The organism is Mycobacterium sp. G7A2 (assembly GCF_041902445.1).
In the GTDB taxonomy this organism is placed as follows: domain Bacteria; phylum Actinomycetota; class Actinomycetes; order Mycobacteriales; family Mycobacteriaceae; genus Mycobacterium.
Genome location: NZ_CP169251.1, coordinates 5,236,274 through 5,254,691, shown reverse-complemented (window position 1 = coordinate 5,254,691; position 18,418 = coordinate 5,236,274). Strand labels below are relative to the sequence as shown.

Sequence of the window (18,418 nt, the reverse complement as noted above, 5' to 3'; positions counted from 1 at the left end):
GCGTGCGTGGCTGTGGTGATGGCCGTGGCCGCGTTGACCGGCTGCTCCACCGGCAGCGACGCGGTCGCCCAAGGTGGCACGTTCGAGTTCGTCGCCCCCGGCGGACAGACCGACATCTTCTACGACCCGCCGGAGGATCGGGGCCGGCCCGGCCCACTGTCGGGACCGGATCTGATGGACACCGACCGCACCATCTCGCTCGACGACTTCGCCGGCCAGGTCGTCGTCATCAACGTGTGGGGCCAGTGGTGTGCCCCCTGCCGCACCGAGATCTCGCAACTGCAGCAGGTCTACGAGGCGACCCGCGACCAGGGCGTCGCGTTCCTCGGGATCGACGTGCGCGACAACAACATCGACGCGCCGCGTGACTTCGTCGTCGATCGCGGCGTGACGTTTCCGTCCATCTACGACCCGGCGATGCGCACAATGATCGCGTTCGGGGGGCGCTATCCCACGACGGTGATCCCGTCCACCGTGGTGCTCGACCGCCAGCACCGGGTCGCGGCGGTGTTCCTGCGGGAACTGCTCGCTGAGGACCTGCAGCCCGTCGTCGAACGCCTGGCGGCCGAACAGTGAACCCCGATCAGCTCGACCAACTGACCACGGGCGGTCCGCTGCTGCTGGCCGCGCTGGTCAGTGTGCTGGCCGGGCTGGTGTCGTTCGCGTCGCCGTGCGTGGTTCCGCTGGTGCCCGGGTACCTGTCCTATCTCGCGGCGGTGGTCGGGGTGGACGGGTCGGCCGCCGCGCCGGCCGACAGCCGGGTGGCGGTGCGCGGAGCGCGGCTGCGGGTGGCCGGGGCGGCGGCGCTGTTCGTGGCGGGCTTCACCGCGGTGTTCGTCCTCGGCACCGTCGCGGTGCTCGGCATGACGACCACCTTGATCACCAATCAGCTTCTGCTGCAACGTATCGGCGGTGTGATCACGATCTTCATGGGTCTGGTGTTCATCGGGCTGGTGCCCGCACTGCAGCGCGACACCCGGTTCGCGCCGCGTCAGATCTCCACACTGGGCGGGGCGCCACTGCTCGGTGCGGTGTTCGCACTGGGCTGGACGCCGTGCCTGGGCCCCACGCTGACCGGCGTGATCGCGGTGGCCTCGGCCACCGAGGGCAGCAACGTCGCCCGCGGGGTGGCGCTGGTGCTGGCCTACTGCCTGGGGCTGGGCATCCCGTTCGTGCTGCTGGCCTTCGGTTCGGCGCGCGCGGTGTCCGGGCTGGGCTGGCTGCGCCGCCACACCCGCGTGATCCAGGTCTTCGGCGGGGTGCTGCTGATCCTGGTCGGCGCCGCCCTGGTGAGCGGCCTGTGGAACGAGTTCGTGTCCTGGGTGCGCGACGCGTTCGTCTCAGACGTCAGGCTCCCGATCTGATGGCCCGCCCCGTCGCGCTGCTGCGCAGCACCTGGCGCACCCTGACCTCGATGGGCACGGCGCTGGTGCTGCTGTTCCTGTTGGCGCTGGCCGCCATTCCCGGGGCGTTGCTGCCGCAACGCAACCTCAACGAGGCCAAGGTCGCCGAGTACATCGCCGAGCACCCCACGCTCGGACCGTGGCTGGACCGGGTGCAGGCCTTCGACGTGTTCTCGAGCTTCTGGTTCACCGCCATCTACGTGCTGCTGTTCATCTCGCTGGTGGGATGCCTGACCCCGCGGATGGTCGAGCACGTCCGCAGCCTGCGTGCCACACCGGTGCCCGCACCGCGCAACCTGGGCAGGCTGCCCAAGCACCACACCGGCGAGGTCGCCGGCGATGCCGACGACATCCCGGCGCTGGTCGTGGCCGCCGAGGGTGAGCTGCGGGGCTGGCGCAAGGTCACCCGCCGCGAGGGCTCACTGGCCGCAGCCGCCCCGGCGACATCCGGCACAGAGATCTCCGCGGCGGCGACATCCGGCACCGGAGCCGCCCCGGCGGCGACATCCGGCACCGGAGCCGCCCCGGCGGCGACATCCGGTACAGAGATCTCCGCCGAGAAGGGGTATCTGCGCGAGTTCGGCAACATCGTCTTCCACTTCTCGCTGCTGGGTCTGCTGGTCGCCATCGCCGCGGGCAAGATGTTCAGCTACGAGGGCAACGTCATCGTCGTCGCCGACGGCGGGCCAGGGTTCTGCTCGGCGTCACCGGCGGCGTTCGACTCGTTCCGTGCGGGCAACACCGTCGACGGCACGTCGCTGTATCCGATGTGCGTGCGGGTCAACGACTTCCAGGCCACCTATCTTGATTCCGGGCAGGCCGTGTCCTATCAGGCCGACATCGAGTACCAGGCCGGCGACGATCTCGCCTCCGGCGGTTGGCGGTCGTACCTGCTGAAGGTCAACGAGCCGCTCCGGGTCGGCGGGGATCGCGTCTATCTGCAGGGACACGGGTACGCACCGACGTTCACCGTGACGTTCCCCGACGGCCAGACCCGCACGCAGACGCTGCAGTGGCGCCCCGAGGATCAGATCACGATGCTGTCGTCGGGGGCGATGCGGTTCGACCCGCCGGGCGGCACCTACTCCGACGAGTGGCAGCGTCGGCAGAACCAGATCGCCATCCAGGGCCTGTTCGCACCGACCGAGCAGCTCGACGGCACGCTGTTGTCTTCCAGCTTTCCCGCGATGAACGATCCGGCCGTGGCCGTGGACATCTACCGCGGTGACACCGGGCTGGACACGGGCCGGCCCCAGTCGCTGTTCTCGCTCGATCCCCGGATGATCGACCAGGGTCGGCTGACCAAGGTGGCCCGGGTCAACCTGCGCGAAGGTCAGGACACCCGCCTCGACGACGGGACCGTGGTGCGCTTCGACGGCGCGACGCCGTTCGTGAACCTGCAGGTGTCCCACGATCCGGCCCAGATCTGGGTGCTGGTGTTCGCGATGACCATGATGGGCGGGCTGCTGGTGTCGCTCATCGTGCGACGTCGACGCGTCTGGTTGCGGCTGGTGCCAGGCCCGGAAGGTACGGTGAACGTCGAGTTCGGTGGTCTGGCCCGGACCGACAACTCCGGCTGGGGCGACGAGTTCGAGCGGCTGACGGAGCGTGTGCTGTCCACCATGCAGTCGGCGGAGCGGGCCCGGCGTCCGGAACGGCAACAGAAGAAGGCAGAGCATTCATGAGCACCACCATCGACCTCGGATTGGCCCGATACTCCGACTGGGCGTTCACGTCGTCGGTGCTGGTCCTCGTCGGTGCGCTGCTGTTGTTGGCGGTCGAACTGGCCTACAGCCGCAGCCGCCGCGCCGAGTCCCGCGAACTCGTCACCGCCGGGTCCGGCGCGGTCACCCCGGACAGCGTCACCCCTGGTGTCGTGACCGACGCCCCGCGGCGTCCCTTCGACGAACGGATCGGGACGTCCGGGGTGGCCCTGGTCTACGTCGGGATCGCGCTGCTGCTGGGCTGCATCGTCCTGCGCGGCCTGTCCACCTCGCGGGTGCCGTGGGGCAACATGTACGAGTTCATCAACCTGACCTGCTTCTGCGGTCTGGTGGCGGCCGCGGTGGTGCTGCGCAAGCCGCAGTACCGCTCGCTGTGGGTGTTCGTGCTGGTGCCGGTGCTGATCCTGCTGACGGTGTCGGGTCGCTGGCTGTACTCGCACGCGGCGCCGGTGATGCCGGCGCTGCAGTCGTACTGGTTGCCGATCCACGTCTCGGTGGTCAGCCTGGGTTCGGGGGTGTTCCTGGTGGCGGGCGTGGCCAGCATCCTGTTCCTGGTGAAGATGTCCCGGCTGGGGCAGCCCGGACGCACCGACCTCGCCGGCCGCATCGTGTCCAAGCTGCCGGATGCCCAGACGCTGGACCGGATCGCCTACCGGACAACGATCTTCGCGTTCCCGGTGTTCGGGTTCGGCGTGATCTTCGGCGCGATCTGGGCTGAGGAGGCCTGGGGGCGGTACTGGGGCTGGGACCCCAAGGAGACGGTCTCGTTCATCGCGTGGGTCGTGTACGCGGCCTACCTGCATGCGCGTTCCACAGCCGGATGGCGGGACCGCAAGGCGGCCTGGATCAACATCGTCGGCTTCGTCGCGATGGTGTTCAACCTGTTCTTCATCAATCTGGTCACCGTCGGTCTGCACTCCTATGCCGGGGTGGGCTGATCGACCGCACGAGGAGGCCGGGCGTGTCCGAGTTTCCAGCGTCTGGGCCGTCGGGCTCCGAGCTGTCCGGGGGGTTCCGCGCCCAGCAACGGTTCACCGATCCGATGGCTCCGGTCCCCGCCGAGTGGACGGCCCCCACCCCGCCGCAGGGTGTGCCGGCGCCGTCCGCGCCGGCACCTGACCTGCCGGAGACCGGTGCGGACCCGGCACCGTTTCTGGACCTGTCGACCGTGGCGCTGCTCGGCAAGGGCAAGCGGGGCCCGTCGGCGGGCTGGCGGAAATGGCTCTACGTGGCGTCCGGGCGGCTGATCGATCCCGGGGAGAGCCCCAAGGTGCTTCGCCACGACACCTTGCTGGCCCAGGCGCAGACCCCGCTGCGCGACTGCTACCGGATCGCGGTGCTGTCGCAGAAGGGCGGGGTGGGCAAGACGACGATCACCGCATCGCTGGGCGCCACGTTCGCCGAGGCCCGGGGCGACCGGGTGATCGCGGTGGATGCCAACCCCGACCGCGGGACGCTCAACCAGAAGGTGCCGCTGCAGACGCCGGCCACGGTCCGGCACCTGCTGCGCGACGCCGAGGGCATTCACGCCTACAGCGACGTGCGGCGCTACACCTCCCAGGGGCCCAGCCGACTGGAGGTCCTCGCCTCCGAGAGCGACCCGGCGGTGTCGGAGGCATTCAGCTCCCAGGACTACCACGACACGCTGGAGGTCCTGGAGCGGTTCTACAGTCTGGTGCTCACCGATTGCGGCACCGGCATGCTGCACTCGGCGATGACGGCGGTGCTCGACCGCGCCGACGTGCTGCTGGTGATCAGTTCCGGGTCGGTCGACGGGGCCCGCAGCGCCTCGGCGACGCTGGACTGGCTCGACGCGCACGGCCGTGAAGATCTGGTGCGCAACGCGATCGCGGTGGTCAACGGGGTACGCGGGCGGCCGGGCCGGCGCGGCGGGAAAGTCGATCTGGACAAGGTGGTGGACCACTTCACCCGACGCTGCCGCTCGGTGCGTCAGGTGCCCTTCGACGCGCACCTCGAAGAGGGCGCCGAGATCAGCCTCGACCGGTTGAAGCCGGACACCCGCGACGCCCTGCTGGACTTGGCCGCGACCGTGGCACAAGGCTTTCCAGGAGCAGGGTTTCCGGGGGCTCGACGCCCCCACGACACGGCGGGTTGAGGGCCGCCGCGCGTTGTGCGCGGTCGCGTTCCGTCAGGACCGGGGTTGGTCGTCCCGCGGATTGATGCGCCGCAGAAAGTCCGGATCGTCGTCAGGTCCGATCACCCGGGTCCGCGGGCGGTTCGCCGCCGTCCGGGTGATCCGCCAGCCGACATACACCAGTACGGCCAGGACGAGAATCAGGAGTAGATACGCCACTAAAAACCTCCTTCCTGTCAATATACGCGTCCTCGGTAGGCTCGGATCGTGTCTGACCGACAGCCTGGATCACGCCTGTTCATCGACGTTTTCACCTACGCCGCAGCGCGGCTGGCACTGGTGGCTGCCGTCACGGCGGTGATCGTGGGTCTCGGCTATCTGATCGGAGTCGCCGTCCCGGTCGTGGTGGCCCTGTTGTTCGCGATCGTCATCGCGCTCCCGTTGGGCATGTGGGTGTTCACCCCGTTGCGGCGGCGGGCCACCGCCAGCATCGCCGCGGTGGACGAGCGCCGCCGCCGCGACCGTGAGCAGCTTCGCGCGCGGCTGAGGGGTGAGACCCCCGCGGATCAGGACTGGGACGGCGGTGCCGGCGATCGGGCTGGGGACGGCGGTGCCGCGGATCAGGACTGGGGCGGCGGTGCCGTCGATCGGGCTGGGGACGGCGGTGACGCCGGGGGTGACGTCACGCCGCGCGGCTGAGCGCCGTCGGGCGTGCGGGCCGATCACCAGTAACGACGCCTGCCACAGCGATGCGGTTGCCGAGCAGCGGTCGGACCGCCGGTGACCTGCATACCGGAAATGTGATGTGGGTAACCCTCGGTGATGGACAGCCAACAGGTCATGACGCGGGGGACGGCCGAGCGTAGCGCCGTCCGGTTGTACCGACGCTGGATCGACGAACTGTGGGCCGGGGAGCCGGTGGCCCACGAACTCGTCTCCGACGATTTCGTGGGGCACTGGCCGACCCGCGACGTGCACGGCCCGGCCGAACTGCAGTCGATGGTGGACGAGACACGCGCGATGTTTCGCGAGTTGGAGTTCTACGTCGACGTCGATCCGTTCGCCAACGGCGACATGCTCGCGGCCCGGTGGATCGGCACGGGCGCCCGCGAACGTGGGCCGGTGCTGTTCGCCGGCAACGACATCCTGCGCGTTCGAGACGGGCGGATCGTCGAGTACTGGGCCTGTTCATCGAGTTAACCGGCGGCGTCGCGCAGCAGTCTGCGCAGCACCTCCATCGGGTCGCCTTCGGTGGGATCGAGTTGACGTGGTTCGGCCGGATCGTCGGTGCCGGGCGCGGCCACCGGTGGTGGCGCAGCGGGAAGCGCTGCCGCCGCCGGCGGTGGGGAAACCGGTGGCGGCGGCGCGGCGGTGCCGAGGTTGCGCAGCTTGGCCTCGATCCGCGCGGCCGTCTCCGCGCGGATCGCGCGCCGTGGCGGGTCGGCGTCCTGGTTTCCGGCGAAGCACCCGGCGGGCGCGTCGGCCAGCACCTCCAGCGCGCTGAGGTACTGCGTGCGTGCGCTGTCGAGCCTCGCTTCCCAGGCGTCGATGTCCGCGCGGCGCTCCCGGACCAGCACGAGGTTGACGCGGGCGGGGCAGCTGTGCGGTTGTTCGGTGCGTGCCAGCGCCTCGGAGAACTGGGCGTCGGCGACCTCGAGGCGGTCGTCGAGCACGGCCAGCGCACCCGCGGCGAACGCAGCGTTGGCGGGTTCGATGACGTCGAACACCTGCAGGATGGCGACATCGTCGTCGAGCGCGCCGATGTCGCCGGAGTCGTAATGGCGTTGCGCGGCGTTGCCGGCCACGACCACGGAGATGAGCTTCGCGGCGACCAGCAGCATGATCAGCGCCGGCGCGGCCGACAGGACGAGCAGGCGCCGCCGCAGCCTCAGCCGGGCGGGTTTCGGGGCGGGTGTCATCACGCGGTCACCGTCCCGCCCGGTCGCTCAGCCGGGTGCGGCGCAGATCCCGCACCGTCAAGCCGATCTCGATCAGCAGCAGCGCCGAGGCCAGCGATGTCAGCACCCAGTAGTACTCGGTGCGCGGTGTCGACTCGGTGAAGGTCGCGGCGTCCGCCGACCCGGTCTCAGCGGCCCGCACCGGATCCCCGGCGGCGCGGTCGACGTAGGGCACGCCGAGCTGGGCGGAGATGGCCCGCAGCCGCGCGGCACCGTCACCTCCGTCGTAGCCGAACACCGCGCCTCCGTCGACCGCTTCGGCGGCGAACACGCTCTGCGGCGAGGTGGATTGTGCTGCCCCGGAACCGAAGTAGTACACCAATTCCTCGGCCTGCGGATAGCGCTGGCGGGCGGCGATCAGCTGGTAGCGCAGGACATTGGCGGCCGCCGCCGCGTTGGCCTGGTCGGCGGCCGCGGCCGGGCCGGCCGCCGGGGAGAGGGTGTCGACGAGGGGTCGCAGGCTCCAGGCGTCACCGGACAGCGGCCAGGCCACCGCGGGTCGCGAGGTGAAGGTGATGACGCCGAAGCGGGCACCCTCGTGCGCGGCCGTCAACGCATCGATGTCCTCGCGGATGGCCGACATCCGGGTGGCCCCTCCGATGTCCGCGATCGCGGAGTCCGCCGACACGTCGACGACGAAGAACACGTTCGCCCCGGCCGCCCCGGCATGGTCTGCGGTGCGCTCGGCCGCGGCGTCGACCCCCGGGCGGGCTGCGGCCAGCACCACCAGCATCAGCGCGCCGGTCGTCGCGGCCCAGCGCAGCACGCCCCACCGGCCGGACCGCGTCGCCGGGCGCAGCACCACGGCGCGCAGCGCGAGGATCACCGCCGCAACCGCGGCCAGCGCGACGGGGGGAAGCACCGGGTCGAACGTCACCGCCGCACCGCCAGCAACGAAATCCCGAGCAGAGCGGTCAGCATGAGCGCGGCGATCAGCACGACGACCGGGGCATCCGTGCGCTGTTCCTCCGTGCCGCGGGCTTGCTGCGCGGCGCGGATCTGGTCGAGTTGACCGGTGACCGCGGCCGGGTCGTACCGCAGGAACAACCCGCCGGTCTGCTCGGCCGCGGCGGCCAGTGCGCCGGTCGGACGTCCGGCGGTGGCGAGGGCGTCGATGCGTACCCCGGCGTCGCGTGCCATGTCGGCGACCTGCGCGTCGGTGAACAGCGACGGACGATCGTCGCCCGGGTCCCGCAGTTCGCCCGGTCCGAGATACAGCACCGACCTGTCGGTGTCGCCGGAGGCGAGGAATCCCGGAAAGCCGTTGAGGCACAGAGCGAGGACATCAGCCACCGTCGGCGCGTAGTCGGTGTACTCGACGGGGGCGCTCAGCGGCTGCGCCGGAGGTGGCGCCGAGGGGTTCTGCGATATCTGCGCGTAGTCGCCGAATTGTTCGGCGGCGAACTGGTAGTCACGGGTCAACGGGACCACCCGGCGGTTGGGGGAGGTCAGACCGATCCCTGTGACGCTGTAGTTGCCGGCCTGACGCGCGAAGTAGCTCAGCAACCGGCCGGTGGCCTCGCTGGTCGCGGGTTCGGCGACGCAGAGCATGATGTCCTCGCGCGAGTCGGCGTCCCGGTCGGTGGTGGTGCTGGGGCGTGCGCTGGCCACCAGCGTGGCGCCGAACAGCACCAGCAGGACCGCCAGCACCATCGCCGTGGAGCGGGTCCGCGCGGCCAGCACCGCGCGGTACTCGGGCAGCCGGGACAACCGGCTGGTGTTGGCCAGCGCCAGCCCGTCGCCGGGGGAGCGTCGCGTCGGGATCAGGACGGCCAGCGCGACCGTGCCGAGCAGGCACAGCACCCCGAGAATCGCGACCGGCCACCACATCAGGGCCATGAGCGGATCAATTCTTCGGTCTGCACACCGAGTCGGTCGAGATCGGTGGTCGAGGCGCGGTTGAACTGCGCGTCACCGAGCGCGCTGAGCACCGGTGCCGCCGCGGCCAGCTCACCGTCGGCGACGGTGCGCAGCTGCATGTACTGGGCGCGCCGGCCGGTGGCCTGGTGCAGAAAGCTGCGAAGCGTGCGAGCAAGGGCGGCGCCGGCCTCTCTGTCGGACAGCTCGCCGCGCCGGTGCGAGTCGGTGATCCGGCGCACCGAGCGCAGGAAGCGGTGCCGCAACACCCGGGCGTGCACGTGCCGCACGGCCGGGATGGCCCTCAGCCGGTGCGAGGGCAGGGTTGCCACGAAAACCACGGCGTACCAGATGATCACCGCAAGGACCAGGGCCAGCCCCAGCCACAACCACACCGGCGAGTAGCCGGGCGGTCCGCTGACGAACTCCAGCAGGTCATCCGGCACGCGACCACACCCCGGTCATGTCCACGATCGCCCGGCGCAGATCCGCGCTGCCGGTGAGCGTGGCGTGCGCGATGGACCGTGCCGTCAGGAACTCGGTGAGGCGTTGCGCGCGAGCCTGTTCGGCGCGGCGATACGCGGCGATGACCCGCCGGTCGCCCGCGGCCAGCGCGTGGACGGGCCGTCCGGTGGCGATGTCGAAGCCGCTGCCGTCTCCGGCGGCGGTCGCGGGCATGTCGGCGACCATCGCCCACATCAGGTCGTGGCGGGAAACTAGCCTGGCGGTCAGCTCGTCGAGGCGGGTGTCGGGTTCGGGCTCGTCGGAGACCACGACTACCAGCATCCGATGCCGGTAATGCGTTGCCACATAATCCAGTTGGCAGCCGATGTCACTGGGGCCGCGGGCAGCCACAGCGTGGTCGTGGTAGTGGGTGAGGATGCGCTCGACCTGGGTCTCGCCCCGGCTGAGCCCGATGTTGAGGCTGCCGCGGCCGTCGCCGTAGACCATGGCGAGCTGATCGCTGCGGCCCAGGGCGATCAGCCCGATCGCGCCCAGCACGTTTCCCGCGACCGTGCTCTTGCGTTCTCCCCCCGGGGCCAGCGCCGCCATGTTCTGCCCGGCATCGGCGACGAGCAGGATCTTGTGGTGTTTCTCGGTGACGAAGCGCTTGATCAGCACCGAACCCGACCGGGCTGAGGCCTTCCAGTCGATGTCGCGGACATCGTCACCGGGCACGTAGGGTCGCAGCTCGTCGAATTCCATGCTGCGCGTGTGCAGCAGCGCGTAGCGGCCACCGTCGAGCAGGCCGCGGGTGTCGGTGCCGAAGCGGCGCTTGACCGCGTTGAGGTGCTTACCCACCGGGGCCGCCGATCAGGGCACCCGCACCGCGTCCAGCGCGGCGTCGATCACCACGGCCGGAGTGAGACCGGCGCCGGCGGCCTCGAAGCCGAGGATGAGCCGGTGTTGCAGTACCCGATGGGCGAGGTCGGCGATGTCACCGGGAATCACGTGCGCGCGCCCGGACAGCAGTGCCAGCGCGCGTGCCGCGGTGCACAGCGCGATGGTGGCGCGCGGGCTGGCGCCGTACTCCACCAGCCGCGCCACCTGCGCGGGCAGGTATTTGGCCGGTTCCCGGGTGACCGCGACGAGGTGGCTGGCGTAGAGCATCAGCTCGCGGCTGAGGTAGACGTCGGCGACGACGCGCTGCACCCGGCGGACGTCATCGAGGGTGGCGACCGGCCGTGCGCGGTGTCCTTTGTCGTAGAGACCGGCGTCGCGGCGGCTGAGGACCTCGACCTCCTGTTCCGGGGACGGGTAGCCGACGATGTCCTTGAGCAGGAAGCGGTCGGTCTGTGCCTCCGAGAGCGGGTAGGTGCCCTCCTGGTCGACCGGGTTCTGGGTGGCGATGACGAGAAACGGTTCCGGGATGGGGTAGACGGTGCCCGCGACCGTGGTCTGGCGTTCCTCCATCGCCTCGAGCATGGCGCTCTGAGTCTTGGCACTGGACCGGTTGATTTCGTCGAGCAGCACGATGTTGGCGTGCACCGGTCCGAGCTGGGTGACGAACGACGCCCGCGCGGCGTCATAGATCTGGGTGCCGACGATGTCGCTGGGCAGCAGGTCCGGAGTGCACTGGATGCGTCGGAACTCGCCGTCGATGGCGTCGGCGATCACCCGCGCGGCGGTCGTCTTCGCCAGTCCGGGCACGCTCTCGATGAGGATGTGGCCGCCGCTGAGCAATCCGATCAACAGCGATTCGCGCAGGTGCTCCTGCCCCACGACCTTGGCGGAGAACGCCGCGCTCAACGCCGCGACGGTGCGCTGAGCAGCACGGACGTCATCGTCGGACACCCCGGACGGGCGGGGGAGCGGCGCTGCGGTCATCCGCGCTAAGTACCACGCCGGTCGGGGGCGCAAACCGGGCGCAGCGTCGTGCGGCGCGTCTTTCGGGTCAGGCCAGTACGAGGGGTATCGCCACCGCGACCGCCCACACCAGCATCGTCAGCCCGGTGTCACGCAGCACCGGGATCAGCTCCCGGCCGCCCGATCCCCGCCGCACCGGTGTGGCCGCGCGCACCGCCAGCGGCAGCGCGACGAGCCCGGCCGCGCACCAGGGGGTGGCGAACATCAGCACCAGCGTCAGCGCGAAGGGCAGCACCATCAGCGCCTGGAACAGCAGCCGGGTGCGGGGATCCCCGAGCCGGACCGCCAGCGTGATCTTGCCGGTCTGGGCGTCGGTGGGGATGTCGCGCAGATTGTTGGCCACCAGCACCGCCGAGGACAGACATCCGGTGGCGACTGCCAGCGTCACACCGACCCAGTCGACGCGCAGCGCCTGCGTGTACTGGGTGCCCAGCACCGCGACCAGACCGAAGAAGACGAACACTGCGATCTCGCCGAAGCCCAGATAGCCGTAGGGCCGGGAGCCGCCGGTGTAGAGCCAGGCGCCGGCGATGCACACCGCGCCGACCGCGATCAGCCACGGCGCCGACACCCACGCCAGCGCCACCCCGGCCACGGCGCCCACGGCCAGTGCCAGGACCGCGGCCACCAGTACCGACCGCGGCGCCGCGAGCCGTGAGCCGACCAGGCGCAGCGGGCCGGACCGCACGTCGTCGGTCCCGCGGATACCGTCGGAGTAGTCGTTGGCGTAGTTGACGCCGACGATCATGCCGACCGCGACCAGCATGGCCAGCAGAGCTTTCCACCACGACGCGGCCTCCAGCCAGGCCGCGGCGCCGGTTCCGGCGATCACCGGGGCGATCGCGTTCGGCAGCGTGCGGGGACGTGCTCCTTCGACCCACTGGGCAATGCTGGCCACGCGGCTCAGTCTGTCACGGCCGGTGAAAGCCCCATCGGACGTCGCGGGTGGTGGTCAGGTCGTAGGCGTCGCGCGAGGTGGCCGGATCGGCGACGAGCACTGTGCCCCAGTCGACGTCGGGGTGACCGCGCAGCCTGCCGGACACCTCCCGCAGGTCTCCGTAGAGGGCCAGCCCGGCGAAGGTCCCGCCGATGGCCTGGGCGCGGTCTTCGAGGAAGAACGGCCGCGGTGATTCGATGACGGCGCCCGGAGTCTGCGCCACCCCGGCGGCCACCCGCGGGATGTCCCGGATACACGGGAACAGGAAGCCCTGCGGCCAGCTGAGCAGCACCGGCGAGCGTCCGGCCAGGAAGTCGTTGAGCGCGACCGCCGACCGCAGCCTCGGCCCGGTGAACGCCAGCCAGCCCCACGCGTCGGTCCGGTCGTCGAGCGCGGCGATGCGCACCCGGTCCGCACCGGCGGGGATCGCTTCGGCGTCCACCCCGATCGACCGCCACAGCGGGTGGGCCGGATCCTCGCCGGGCGCCGGGCGGTCCACCGGGGCGCGGGTGCCCAGGACGGCAGCGTCGGCGCCGCCGAATTCGAAGGCCAGCGCGTTGCCGTCGTCGGTGCGGCCGGCCACCGACACCGCCAGGCCTTGGCCCTCGGTCAGCGGGGGCAGGGTGAACCACCTGGTCAGTACCGTCGCAGCACCATCGGTGCCAGCCTCGGCGTCGTCGTCGGTGTCCTGATAGGTGCCCCACACGTAGGACGCGCTCGCCGTGCCGGGCGGATCCGGGGGCGGCGCGGCGGGCGGGAAACCGCCCGGAACGTGCGAGCGGCCGTCGAGCGGGTCGAGGACCGCACCGTCGAGCAGCACCTCCACGTCGTCGGCGAGCCCACACACCCGCTCGCCGGTGAGCCGGTGCAGATTGGCCAGCGCCAGAGACCCCTCGGCGCGGCGCAACGGCGCGGCGACGAAGGATCCGAGCAGCACCGCCACCGACGTCAGCGCGGCGGTGAGGATCATCAGTGCGGGCGCCCGGCGTCGGGCGAGCAGCGCCACGACAACGGCGACGGCCAGCCACACCAGCGGGTTGTCCAGCGGCACCCCGGCGGGCCGGATGGGCCCGGAGGCCCACGGCACGTCGTACACCGTGGACTGCCACCACGCGTTGGGCCCGGTGAACGCCCACGCGGCCGCGGCGGTCGGCAGCGCCACGGCGGCCAGCGCGCCGCGCCGCCCCGGCGGCTGTCGGCTGATCAGCACCACCGCGACGGTCAGGAACGCCGCCAGCACACCGGCGGCGGCACCCAGGTGGTACGACCACTTCGACGGCACCACCGCGTAGGCGGCGGCGAGCAGCAGCACCACCACAGCCAGCCGCCGCGCCGAGCGCTGCACCACCGTGCGGCCCGACCACGCCAGGCCGGCCACGACGGGCAGCAGCGCCACCGCCAGCAGCGGAGCCACCCGCTTGGCGGCGCTGCCCTGCTGGTCGCCGCTGAGCAGGTTGGCCCAGCGTTCGGGTTCGGCGTACCAGGGCAGGTTCGGGCCGAAGTCGCGGTGCCAGTCGGTCGCTGTCACCAGCGCCGACCACGTCTGGTCGGCGAAGATCAGCGTCACGCTCAGCGCCGCCACGCAGCACAGCAGCAGCACATCGGCGCTCAGCGCCGCGCGCGACGCCGCGGCCCGGCGCAGTACCGACCACATCCTCGGCGCGAACACCGCCAGCGGCGCGGCGAGCAGCGCGGCGGTCGGGCTGATCGGCACCGTCACCGCGGCCACCAGCACGGTGACGGCGACCCCGGCGCGGGTGCGGGCCCGCCACGCCAGCGCCAGCACCGCGCACAGACCGAGCGCGATGTAGCTCTCCGGGCGGACCCCGAGGTTGAACGGCAGCCAGGACGCCAGCAGCAGTACCGCGGCGGTGCCACGCACCCACGGCAGGCGGGCCGCCCCGGGCAGCGCGGCGGCCAGCACACCCCGGGTCAGCACGAACCAGGTGGCCACCGCGAGCGCCGTGCTCGGCAGCCGCAGCCACAGCGGAGCCAGGCTGATCTCGGTGAGCGGAGCCAGCAGCTGCTGGCTCAACGCGAACGGCACCTCCGGCGCGTTCCACCACCGGTAGTAGTTGCCGGCCTCCCCGGTGGCGGCCAGGTTGCGCGCGATCGTCGTCGCCCAGCCGTCATCGACCGCCAGCGGCCCGATCACCGCCCACCCGGCCAGCACGCCCACCACGGCCGCGTCGATCCACCAGAGCCTGCCGGGCCGGGGCCGGCGCGGTCTGCGCAGGCGGCACCCGAGCAGCCACAGCGCAGTCAGCACCGCAACCACCTGCAGCGCGACCAGCACCAGCTTGACCGCGGTCGGGCTCGTCGCGAACGGGGTGCCGACCCGCACGGTGACGCTCAACCCGCCCGCGGTGGGCAGCTCGGTGCGGAAGCCGAACACCTGCGGCACGGGGCCGCCGGCGCGGACCGTGATGCCGTCACCGCCGGTCACCGCCCAGCCGGCCGGCCCGGCGTGCAGGACCGCGGTGCACTGCGGGCCCGGTCCGCCCGCGATCGGCAGTTTGATGTCGTCGGCGCGCAGCAGCGCACCGCCGGGGCCTGCGGTGACCGTCATGCCGTCGTCGGTGGGCCCGGTCGCCAGCACGGTGCGCGGTTCGCCCGCCGCGAGCGCCGAGCAGGGGATCTGGGCGGTCAGCTCGGCCGGGCGGTAGGGCACCACCAGGGCCGTCGTCGAACGTGCCGGCTGCCCGGCGGCCGGCCAGGACAGCGTGACGCTCTCGCTGAACACAGGGGCCGCCGGCAGCACGAGTGCGGCGAGGACGCCGCACGCGCCGACGAGCAGCGCGAGCCAGACGGGCGGGCGGGGACGCAGGAGGAAACCTCTCGGATGGGCACAGACGGGCCGCGTGCAGCCTCTCAGCGATCGCCGGGGCAATCCAGTGTCGCGCGCTGCTGTCACAACACCGTCATGCGTGGCGCCTGCACCCCGCCGGTGGGCGATGAACCACAATGGGCGGATGCTGGGAGTGATCGGTGGTAGCGGTTTCTACACGTTCTTCGGTGCTGATGCCCGCGCCGTCAGCCTCGACACCCCCTACGGGCCGCCGAGCGCGCCGATCACCGTCGGCACCGTCGGGGACCACGAGGTGGCGTTCCTGCCGAGGCACGGCTCCAGCCACGAATTCTCGCCGCACACCGTGCCGTACCGCGCCAACATGTGGGCGCTGCGCGCGCTGGGCGTGCGACGCATCTTCGGCCCGTGCGCAGTGGGCAGTCTCGATCCCGTACTCGGTCCCGGCGCGATGGTGGTGCCGGATCAACTGGTCGACCGCACCTCGGGACGGTCGGACACGTACTTCGATTCCGGCGGCATCCACGTCGGGTTCGCCGACCCGTACTGCCCGACGCTGCGCAGTGCCGTCACCGGCTTGCCCGACGTCGTGGACGGCGGTGCGATGGTGGTGATCCAGGGGCCGCGGTTCTCCACCCGCGCGGAAAGCCGCTGGTTCGCCGACCAGGGTTTCCGTCTGATCAACATGACCGGCTACCCGGAGGCGGTGCTGGCCCGAGAGCTCGAGATGTGTTACGCGGCCATCGCTTTGGTCACCGATCTGGACGCCGGCATCGAATCGGGTACGGGGGTGCGTGCGGTGGACGTGTTCGCCGAGTTCGAACGCAACCTCGGGCCGTTCAAGCAGCTGGTGCACGAGGCCATCGACGGTGTGCCCGCCGAGCGGGACTGCGAGCACTGCCTTGCCCATCAGGGCGTCGAGCTTCCGTTCGATCTGCCGTGAGGGTGTTGCTGACCGGCGCGGCCGGTTTCATCGGAACCCGCATCGGCGCACAACTTTCCGCCGCCGGACACGAGGTCGTCGGGGTCGACGTGATGCTGCCCGCCGCCCACGGTGACGGCGCCCAGCCTCCGCCGGACGTCCGGCTGCTCGACGTTCGCGACGCGGATGCCGTCGCCGAAGCGCTCCACGGCGTCGACGTCGTCTGTCACCAGGCTGCCGTGGTGGGGGCCGGCGTCAACGCCGCCGACGCACCGTCCTACGGGTCGCACAACGACTTCGCGACGACGGTGCTGCTGGCCGAGATGTACGCCGCGGGGTGCAGACGGCTGGTGCTGGCGTCGTCGATGGTGGTCTACGGGCAGGGCCGATACGCCTGCCCGCAGCACGGAATCGTCGATCCGGTGCCTCGTCGGCGCGCCGACCTCGATGCCGGGGTGTTCGACCACCGCTGCCCGGTCGGCGACGAGCCGGTCGACTGGGTGCTGGTCGACGAGGACGCCCCGCTGCGCCCGCGCAGCCTGTATGCGGCCAGCAAGGTCGCCCAGGAGCATTACGCGCTGGCGTGGGCGGAGTCGACGGGCGGGTCGGTCGTCGCGCTGCGCTACCACAACGTCTACGGGCCGGGTATGCCACGCGACACCCCGTACTCGGGGGTGGCCGCCATCTTCCGGTCTTCACTGGAAAAAGGCGACGCACCAAAGGTTTTCGAGGACGGCGGCCAGATGCGCGACTTCGTCCACGTCGACGACATCGCCGCGGCCAACGTCGCGGCCGCCGAGGCTACCGGGGCCGGCGCCGCCGGGTTCGACGCCTACAACGTGTGCTCGGGCAGGCCTGTGTCGATCCTCGACGTCGCGACCGCCCTGTGCGACGCGCGCGGCGGCATCAGCCCGGTCGTCACCGGTCAGTACCGCAGCGGCGACGTCCGCCACATCGTCGCAGATCCGGCGAAAGCGGCGCAGCAGCTGGGCTTCCGGGCGGCTGTTGACCCGGGTGCCGGGTTGCGCGAGTTCGCCGACGCCCCGCTGCGAGGGTGAGGCGAGCCCCGGCTGCGATGATCCGGCGCGGAAGCGGTTCGAATCCTGTTGGACCGCGGCGCCACCAGCCGCGTGTCCCGCCCGTCACCCTGATGAATTGTGGGTGCCATGAACTCGTCGCCTCGTCGCCTCGTCGCCTCGTCGCCTCGTCGACAGGGCGTATCGGATCGTTCGGACCCTGCCCGAAAACGGATTCGGGCAGCCGAATCTTTCAGATAGCTGAGCCAAAAGTATTGGCGCAGAACCATATTGATCTTTGCAGGGTTGCGTGCCCGAGTTCGGGCGCATATAGTCGGTGCAGCGAAGGGGAGTAGCCCCCAATCGATTCATCGACATGCTGGCCGCCGATCGTCTTGCGGCCCGGTGATTCGGACCGGTTCTGATGCCGGTGGGCGAGACCTTCGACCGCATGAGCCAATGGGCTGTCGGTCGGAGGAATTCCCGTTCTTCTGTGGCAGCCAGCGATACGAGGAGACGCTTCGTGCTAGCCGCGCTACTGCTGAGTTTCGGCGTGATATTCATCGCCGAGCTCGGTGACAAGACCCAACTGGTCGCCATGATGTTCGCGTTGCGATACCGCTGGTGGGTGGTACTCGCGGCCATCACCGCCGCCACCACCGCCGTGCACGTCTTGTCGGTGGCGATCGGCCACTATCTCGGAGCGGCGTTGCCGACGCATCTGCTCGGCATTCTGGCAGGCCTGGCCTTCGTGTTCTTCGGGCTGTGGACATTGCGCGGGGACAGCCTCACCGACGAGGAAACCTCCCGCGCACAAAAGGCCACCGCACCGGCATTCTTCGTCGTGACCTCGGCCTTCGTGCTGGCTGAGTTGGGCGACAAGACGATGCTGGCCACGGTCACCTTGGCTGCCGACCGCGACTGGTTGGGGGTGTGGATCGGTTCCACCCTCGGCATGGTGGCCGCCGATGCGCTCGCCATCCTGGTCGGTGCCGTGGCGGGGAAACACCTGCCCGAGAGGCTGATTCAACTCACCGCGGCCGCGTTGTTCCTGCTCTTCGGCTTCTACATGCTGCTCGAAGGTCTTCTGCCCTCCGCGCCTGTCCTGATGGTGGCCGGCATTGCTGTCGCGCTGGTAGCCCTGCTCGGCGCCGCTTTTCGCGCAGCGCCGCCGCGGTGGCGGCCTGCGTCCATGCGTCCAGGTGCCGATTCGGCTGAGCCCGGGGCCGGAGGGCCTTCCGATGACGAGTCGGCCGGTGTCGCTGCGGGCGATCGAGCGGAGGATCGTCGGGGCTCGGTGGGGTGAGCCTCACACGCCGTTCTCGCCACCGGG

General features: G+C 71.0%; 18 protein-coding genes and 1 pseudogene. 10 read left to right on the top strand and 9 right to left on the bottom strand.

Annotated elements, in window-relative coordinates; genetic code table 11:
* The first annotated feature begins 18 nt into the window (after positions 1–18).
* The 5 genes from ACEWX3_RS24930 to ACEWX3_RS24910 all read left to right on the top strand — a co-directional run bounded on the left by ACEWX3_RS24930 (position 19) and on the right by ACEWX3_RS24910 (position 5,243).
* Complete coding sequence (locus tag ACEWX3_RS24930) at positions 19–576, top strand: TlpA disulfide reductase family protein (RefSeq protein ID WP_207066089.1); 558 nt, start codon at positions 19–21, stop codon at positions 574–576.
* Positions 573–1,364, top strand: coding sequence for a cytochrome c biogenesis CcdA family protein (locus ACEWX3_RS24925; protein WP_374158006.1), 792 nt, complete (start codon positions 573–575; stop codon positions 1,362–1,364). Before ACEWX3_RS24930 ends, ACEWX3_RS24925 begins: the two co-directional genes overlap by 4 nt.
* Positions 1,364–3,088 (top strand): cytochrome c biogenesis protein ResB, encoded by a 1,725-nt coding sequence (locus tag ACEWX3_RS24920; RefSeq protein ID WP_374158005.1) that lies wholly within the window; start codon positions 1,364–1,366, stop codon positions 3,086–3,088. Before ACEWX3_RS24925 ends, ACEWX3_RS24920 begins: the two co-directional genes overlap by 1 nt.
* Positions 3,085–4,065, top strand: a complete 981-nt coding sequence (gene ccsB, locus ACEWX3_RS24915; protein ID WP_374158004.1) for a c-type cytochrome biogenesis protein CcsB — start codon at positions 3,085–3,087, stop codon at positions 4,063–4,065. The genes ACEWX3_RS24920 and ccsB overlap by 4 nt, the downstream gene beginning before the upstream one ends.
* Positions 4,066–4,169: 104 nt before the next feature.
* Positions 4,170–5,243: a MinD/ParA family protein gene (locus tag ACEWX3_RS24910; RefSeq protein WP_374159949.1), complete on the top strand. Its 1,074-nt coding sequence runs from the start codon at positions 4,170–4,172 to the stop codon at positions 5,241–5,243.
* Positions 5,244–5,276: 33 nt separating this feature from the next.
* Here the strand turns inward: ACEWX3_RS24910 and ACEWX3_RS24905 are convergent, their stop codons facing one another.
* On the bottom strand, positions 5,277–5,441 hold the full coding sequence (locus ACEWX3_RS24905; RefSeq protein WP_207066066.1) for a hypothetical protein: 165 nt from the start codon (positions 5,439–5,441) through the stop codon (positions 5,277–5,279).
* 48 nt (positions 5,442–5,489) lie between these two features.
* Between ACEWX3_RS24905 and ACEWX3_RS24900 the strand changes: the two are divergent.
* Positions 5,490–5,792, top strand: a pseudogene (locus ACEWX3_RS24900) (DUF4229 domain-containing protein); the annotation flags it as partial.
* Positions 5,793–6,044: 252 nt separating this feature from the next.
* Positions 6,045–6,422 (top strand): ester cyclase, encoded by a 378-nt coding sequence (locus ACEWX3_RS24895; RefSeq protein ID WP_374158003.1) that lies wholly within the window; start codon positions 6,045–6,047, stop codon positions 6,420–6,422.
* Here the strand turns inward: ACEWX3_RS24895 and ACEWX3_RS24890 are convergent.
* From ACEWX3_RS24890 to ACEWX3_RS24855, 8 genes are all read right to left on the bottom strand, one after another.
* On the bottom strand, positions 6,419–7,141 hold the full coding sequence (locus ACEWX3_RS24890) for a hypothetical protein (RefSeq protein ID WP_374158002.1): 723 nt from the start codon (positions 7,139–7,141) through the stop codon (positions 6,419–6,421). The genes ACEWX3_RS24895 and ACEWX3_RS24890 overlap by 4 nt on opposite strands.
* 7 nt (positions 7,142–7,148) lie before the next feature.
* Positions 7,149–8,057, bottom strand: coding sequence for a VWA domain-containing protein (locus tag ACEWX3_RS24885; protein ID WP_374158001.1), 909 nt, complete (start codon positions 8,055–8,057; stop codon positions 7,149–7,151).
* The gene (locus tag ACEWX3_RS24880) at positions 8,054–9,019 is read right to left on the bottom strand and encodes a hypothetical protein (RefSeq protein WP_374158000.1); all 966 of its coding nucleotides are present in this window, start codon (positions 9,017–9,019) and stop codon (positions 8,054–8,056) included. The genes ACEWX3_RS24885 and ACEWX3_RS24880 overlap by 4 nt, the downstream gene beginning before the upstream one ends.
* Complete coding sequence (locus ACEWX3_RS24875; protein WP_374157999.1) at positions 9,010–9,483, bottom strand: hypothetical protein; 474 nt, start codon at positions 9,481–9,483, stop codon at positions 9,010–9,012. Before ACEWX3_RS24875 ends, ACEWX3_RS24880 begins: the two co-directional genes overlap by 10 nt.
* A complete protein-coding gene (locus tag ACEWX3_RS24870; RefSeq protein WP_374157998.1) occupies positions 9,473–10,339 on the bottom strand; it encodes a DUF58 domain-containing protein in 867 nt (288 codons plus the stop codon). Before ACEWX3_RS24870 ends, ACEWX3_RS24875 begins: the two co-directional genes overlap by 11 nt.
* 12 nt (positions 10,340–10,351) lie before the next feature.
* Positions 10,352–11,365, bottom strand: a complete 1,014-nt coding sequence (locus ACEWX3_RS24865) for an AAA family ATPase (RefSeq protein ID WP_374157997.1) — start codon at positions 11,363–11,365, stop codon at positions 10,352–10,354.
* Between the two features lie 67 nt (positions 11,366–11,432).
* A complete protein-coding gene (locus ACEWX3_RS24860) occupies positions 11,433–12,302 on the bottom strand; it encodes a 1,4-dihydroxy-2-naphthoate polyprenyltransferase (protein WP_374157996.1) in 870 nt (289 codons plus the stop codon).
* A gap of 13 nt (positions 12,303–12,315) precedes the next feature.
* Positions 12,316–15,084: an arabinosyltransferase domain-containing protein gene (locus ACEWX3_RS24855; protein ID WP_374157995.1), complete on the bottom strand. Its 2,769-nt coding sequence runs from the start codon at positions 15,082–15,084 to the stop codon at positions 12,316–12,318.
* Between the two features lie 229 nt (positions 15,085–15,313).
* Here ACEWX3_RS24855 and ACEWX3_RS24850 point away from each other — a divergent pair, with 229 nt between their 5' ends.
* The 3 genes from ACEWX3_RS24850 (at position 15,314) to ACEWX3_RS24840 (ending at position 18,391) form a co-directional block, all read left to right on the top strand.
* Positions 15,314–16,090: an S-methyl-5'-thioadenosine phosphorylase gene (locus tag ACEWX3_RS24850; protein WP_374157994.1), complete on the top strand. Its 777-nt coding sequence runs from the start codon at positions 15,314–15,316 to the stop codon at positions 16,088–16,090.
* Positions 16,087–17,127: an NAD-dependent epimerase/dehydratase family protein gene (locus tag ACEWX3_RS24845; RefSeq protein ID WP_374157993.1), complete on the top strand. Its 1,041-nt coding sequence runs from the start codon at positions 16,087–16,089 to the stop codon at positions 17,125–17,127. The genes ACEWX3_RS24850 and ACEWX3_RS24845 overlap by 4 nt, the downstream gene beginning before the upstream one ends.
* A 481-nt stretch (positions 17,128–17,608) precedes the next feature.
* Positions 17,609–18,391, top strand: a complete 783-nt coding sequence (locus ACEWX3_RS24840) for a TMEM165/GDT1 family protein (RefSeq protein WP_374157992.1) — start codon at positions 17,609–17,611, stop codon at positions 18,389–18,391.
* Positions 18,392–18,418: the final 27 nt, after the last annotated feature.

Excerpts from the sequence above, each read along its gene's own strand:
- ACEWX3_RS24880 (WP_374158000.1), bottom strand. The coding sequence starts at position 9,019 with ATGGCCCTGATGTGGTGGCCGGTCGCGATTCTCGGGGTGCTGTGCCTG.
- ACEWX3_RS24930 (WP_207066089.1), top strand. The coding sequence starts at position 19 with ATGGCCGTGGCCGCGTTGACCGGCTGCTCCACCGGCAGCGACGCGGTC.
- ACEWX3_RS24850 (WP_374157994.1), top strand. The coding sequence starts at position 15,314 with ATGCTGGGAGTGATCGGTGGTAGCGGTTTCTACACGTTCTTCGGTGCT.
- ccsB (WP_374158004.1), top strand. The coding sequence starts at position 3,085 with ATGAGCACCACCATCGACCTCGGATTGGCCCGATACTCCGACTGGGCG.
- ACEWX3_RS24890 (WP_374158002.1), bottom strand. The coding sequence starts at position 7,141 with ATGACACCCGCCCCGAAACCCGCCCGGCTGAGGCTGCGGCGGCGCCTG.
- ACEWX3_RS24865 (WP_374157997.1), bottom strand. The coding sequence starts at position 11,365 with ATGACCGCAGCGCCGCTCCCCCGCCCGTCCGGGGTGTCCGACGATGAC.
- ACEWX3_RS24895 (WP_374158003.1), top strand. The coding sequence starts at position 6,045 with ATGGACAGCCAACAGGTCATGACGCGGGGGACGGCCGAGCGTAGCGCC.
- ACEWX3_RS24910 (WP_374159949.1), top strand. The coding sequence starts at position 4,170 with ATGGCTCCGGTCCCCGCCGAGTGGACGGCCCCCACCCCGCCGCAGGGT.
- ACEWX3_RS24920 (WP_374158005.1), top strand. The coding sequence starts at position 1,364 with ATGGCCCGCCCCGTCGCGCTGCTGCGCAGCACCTGGCGCACCCTGACC.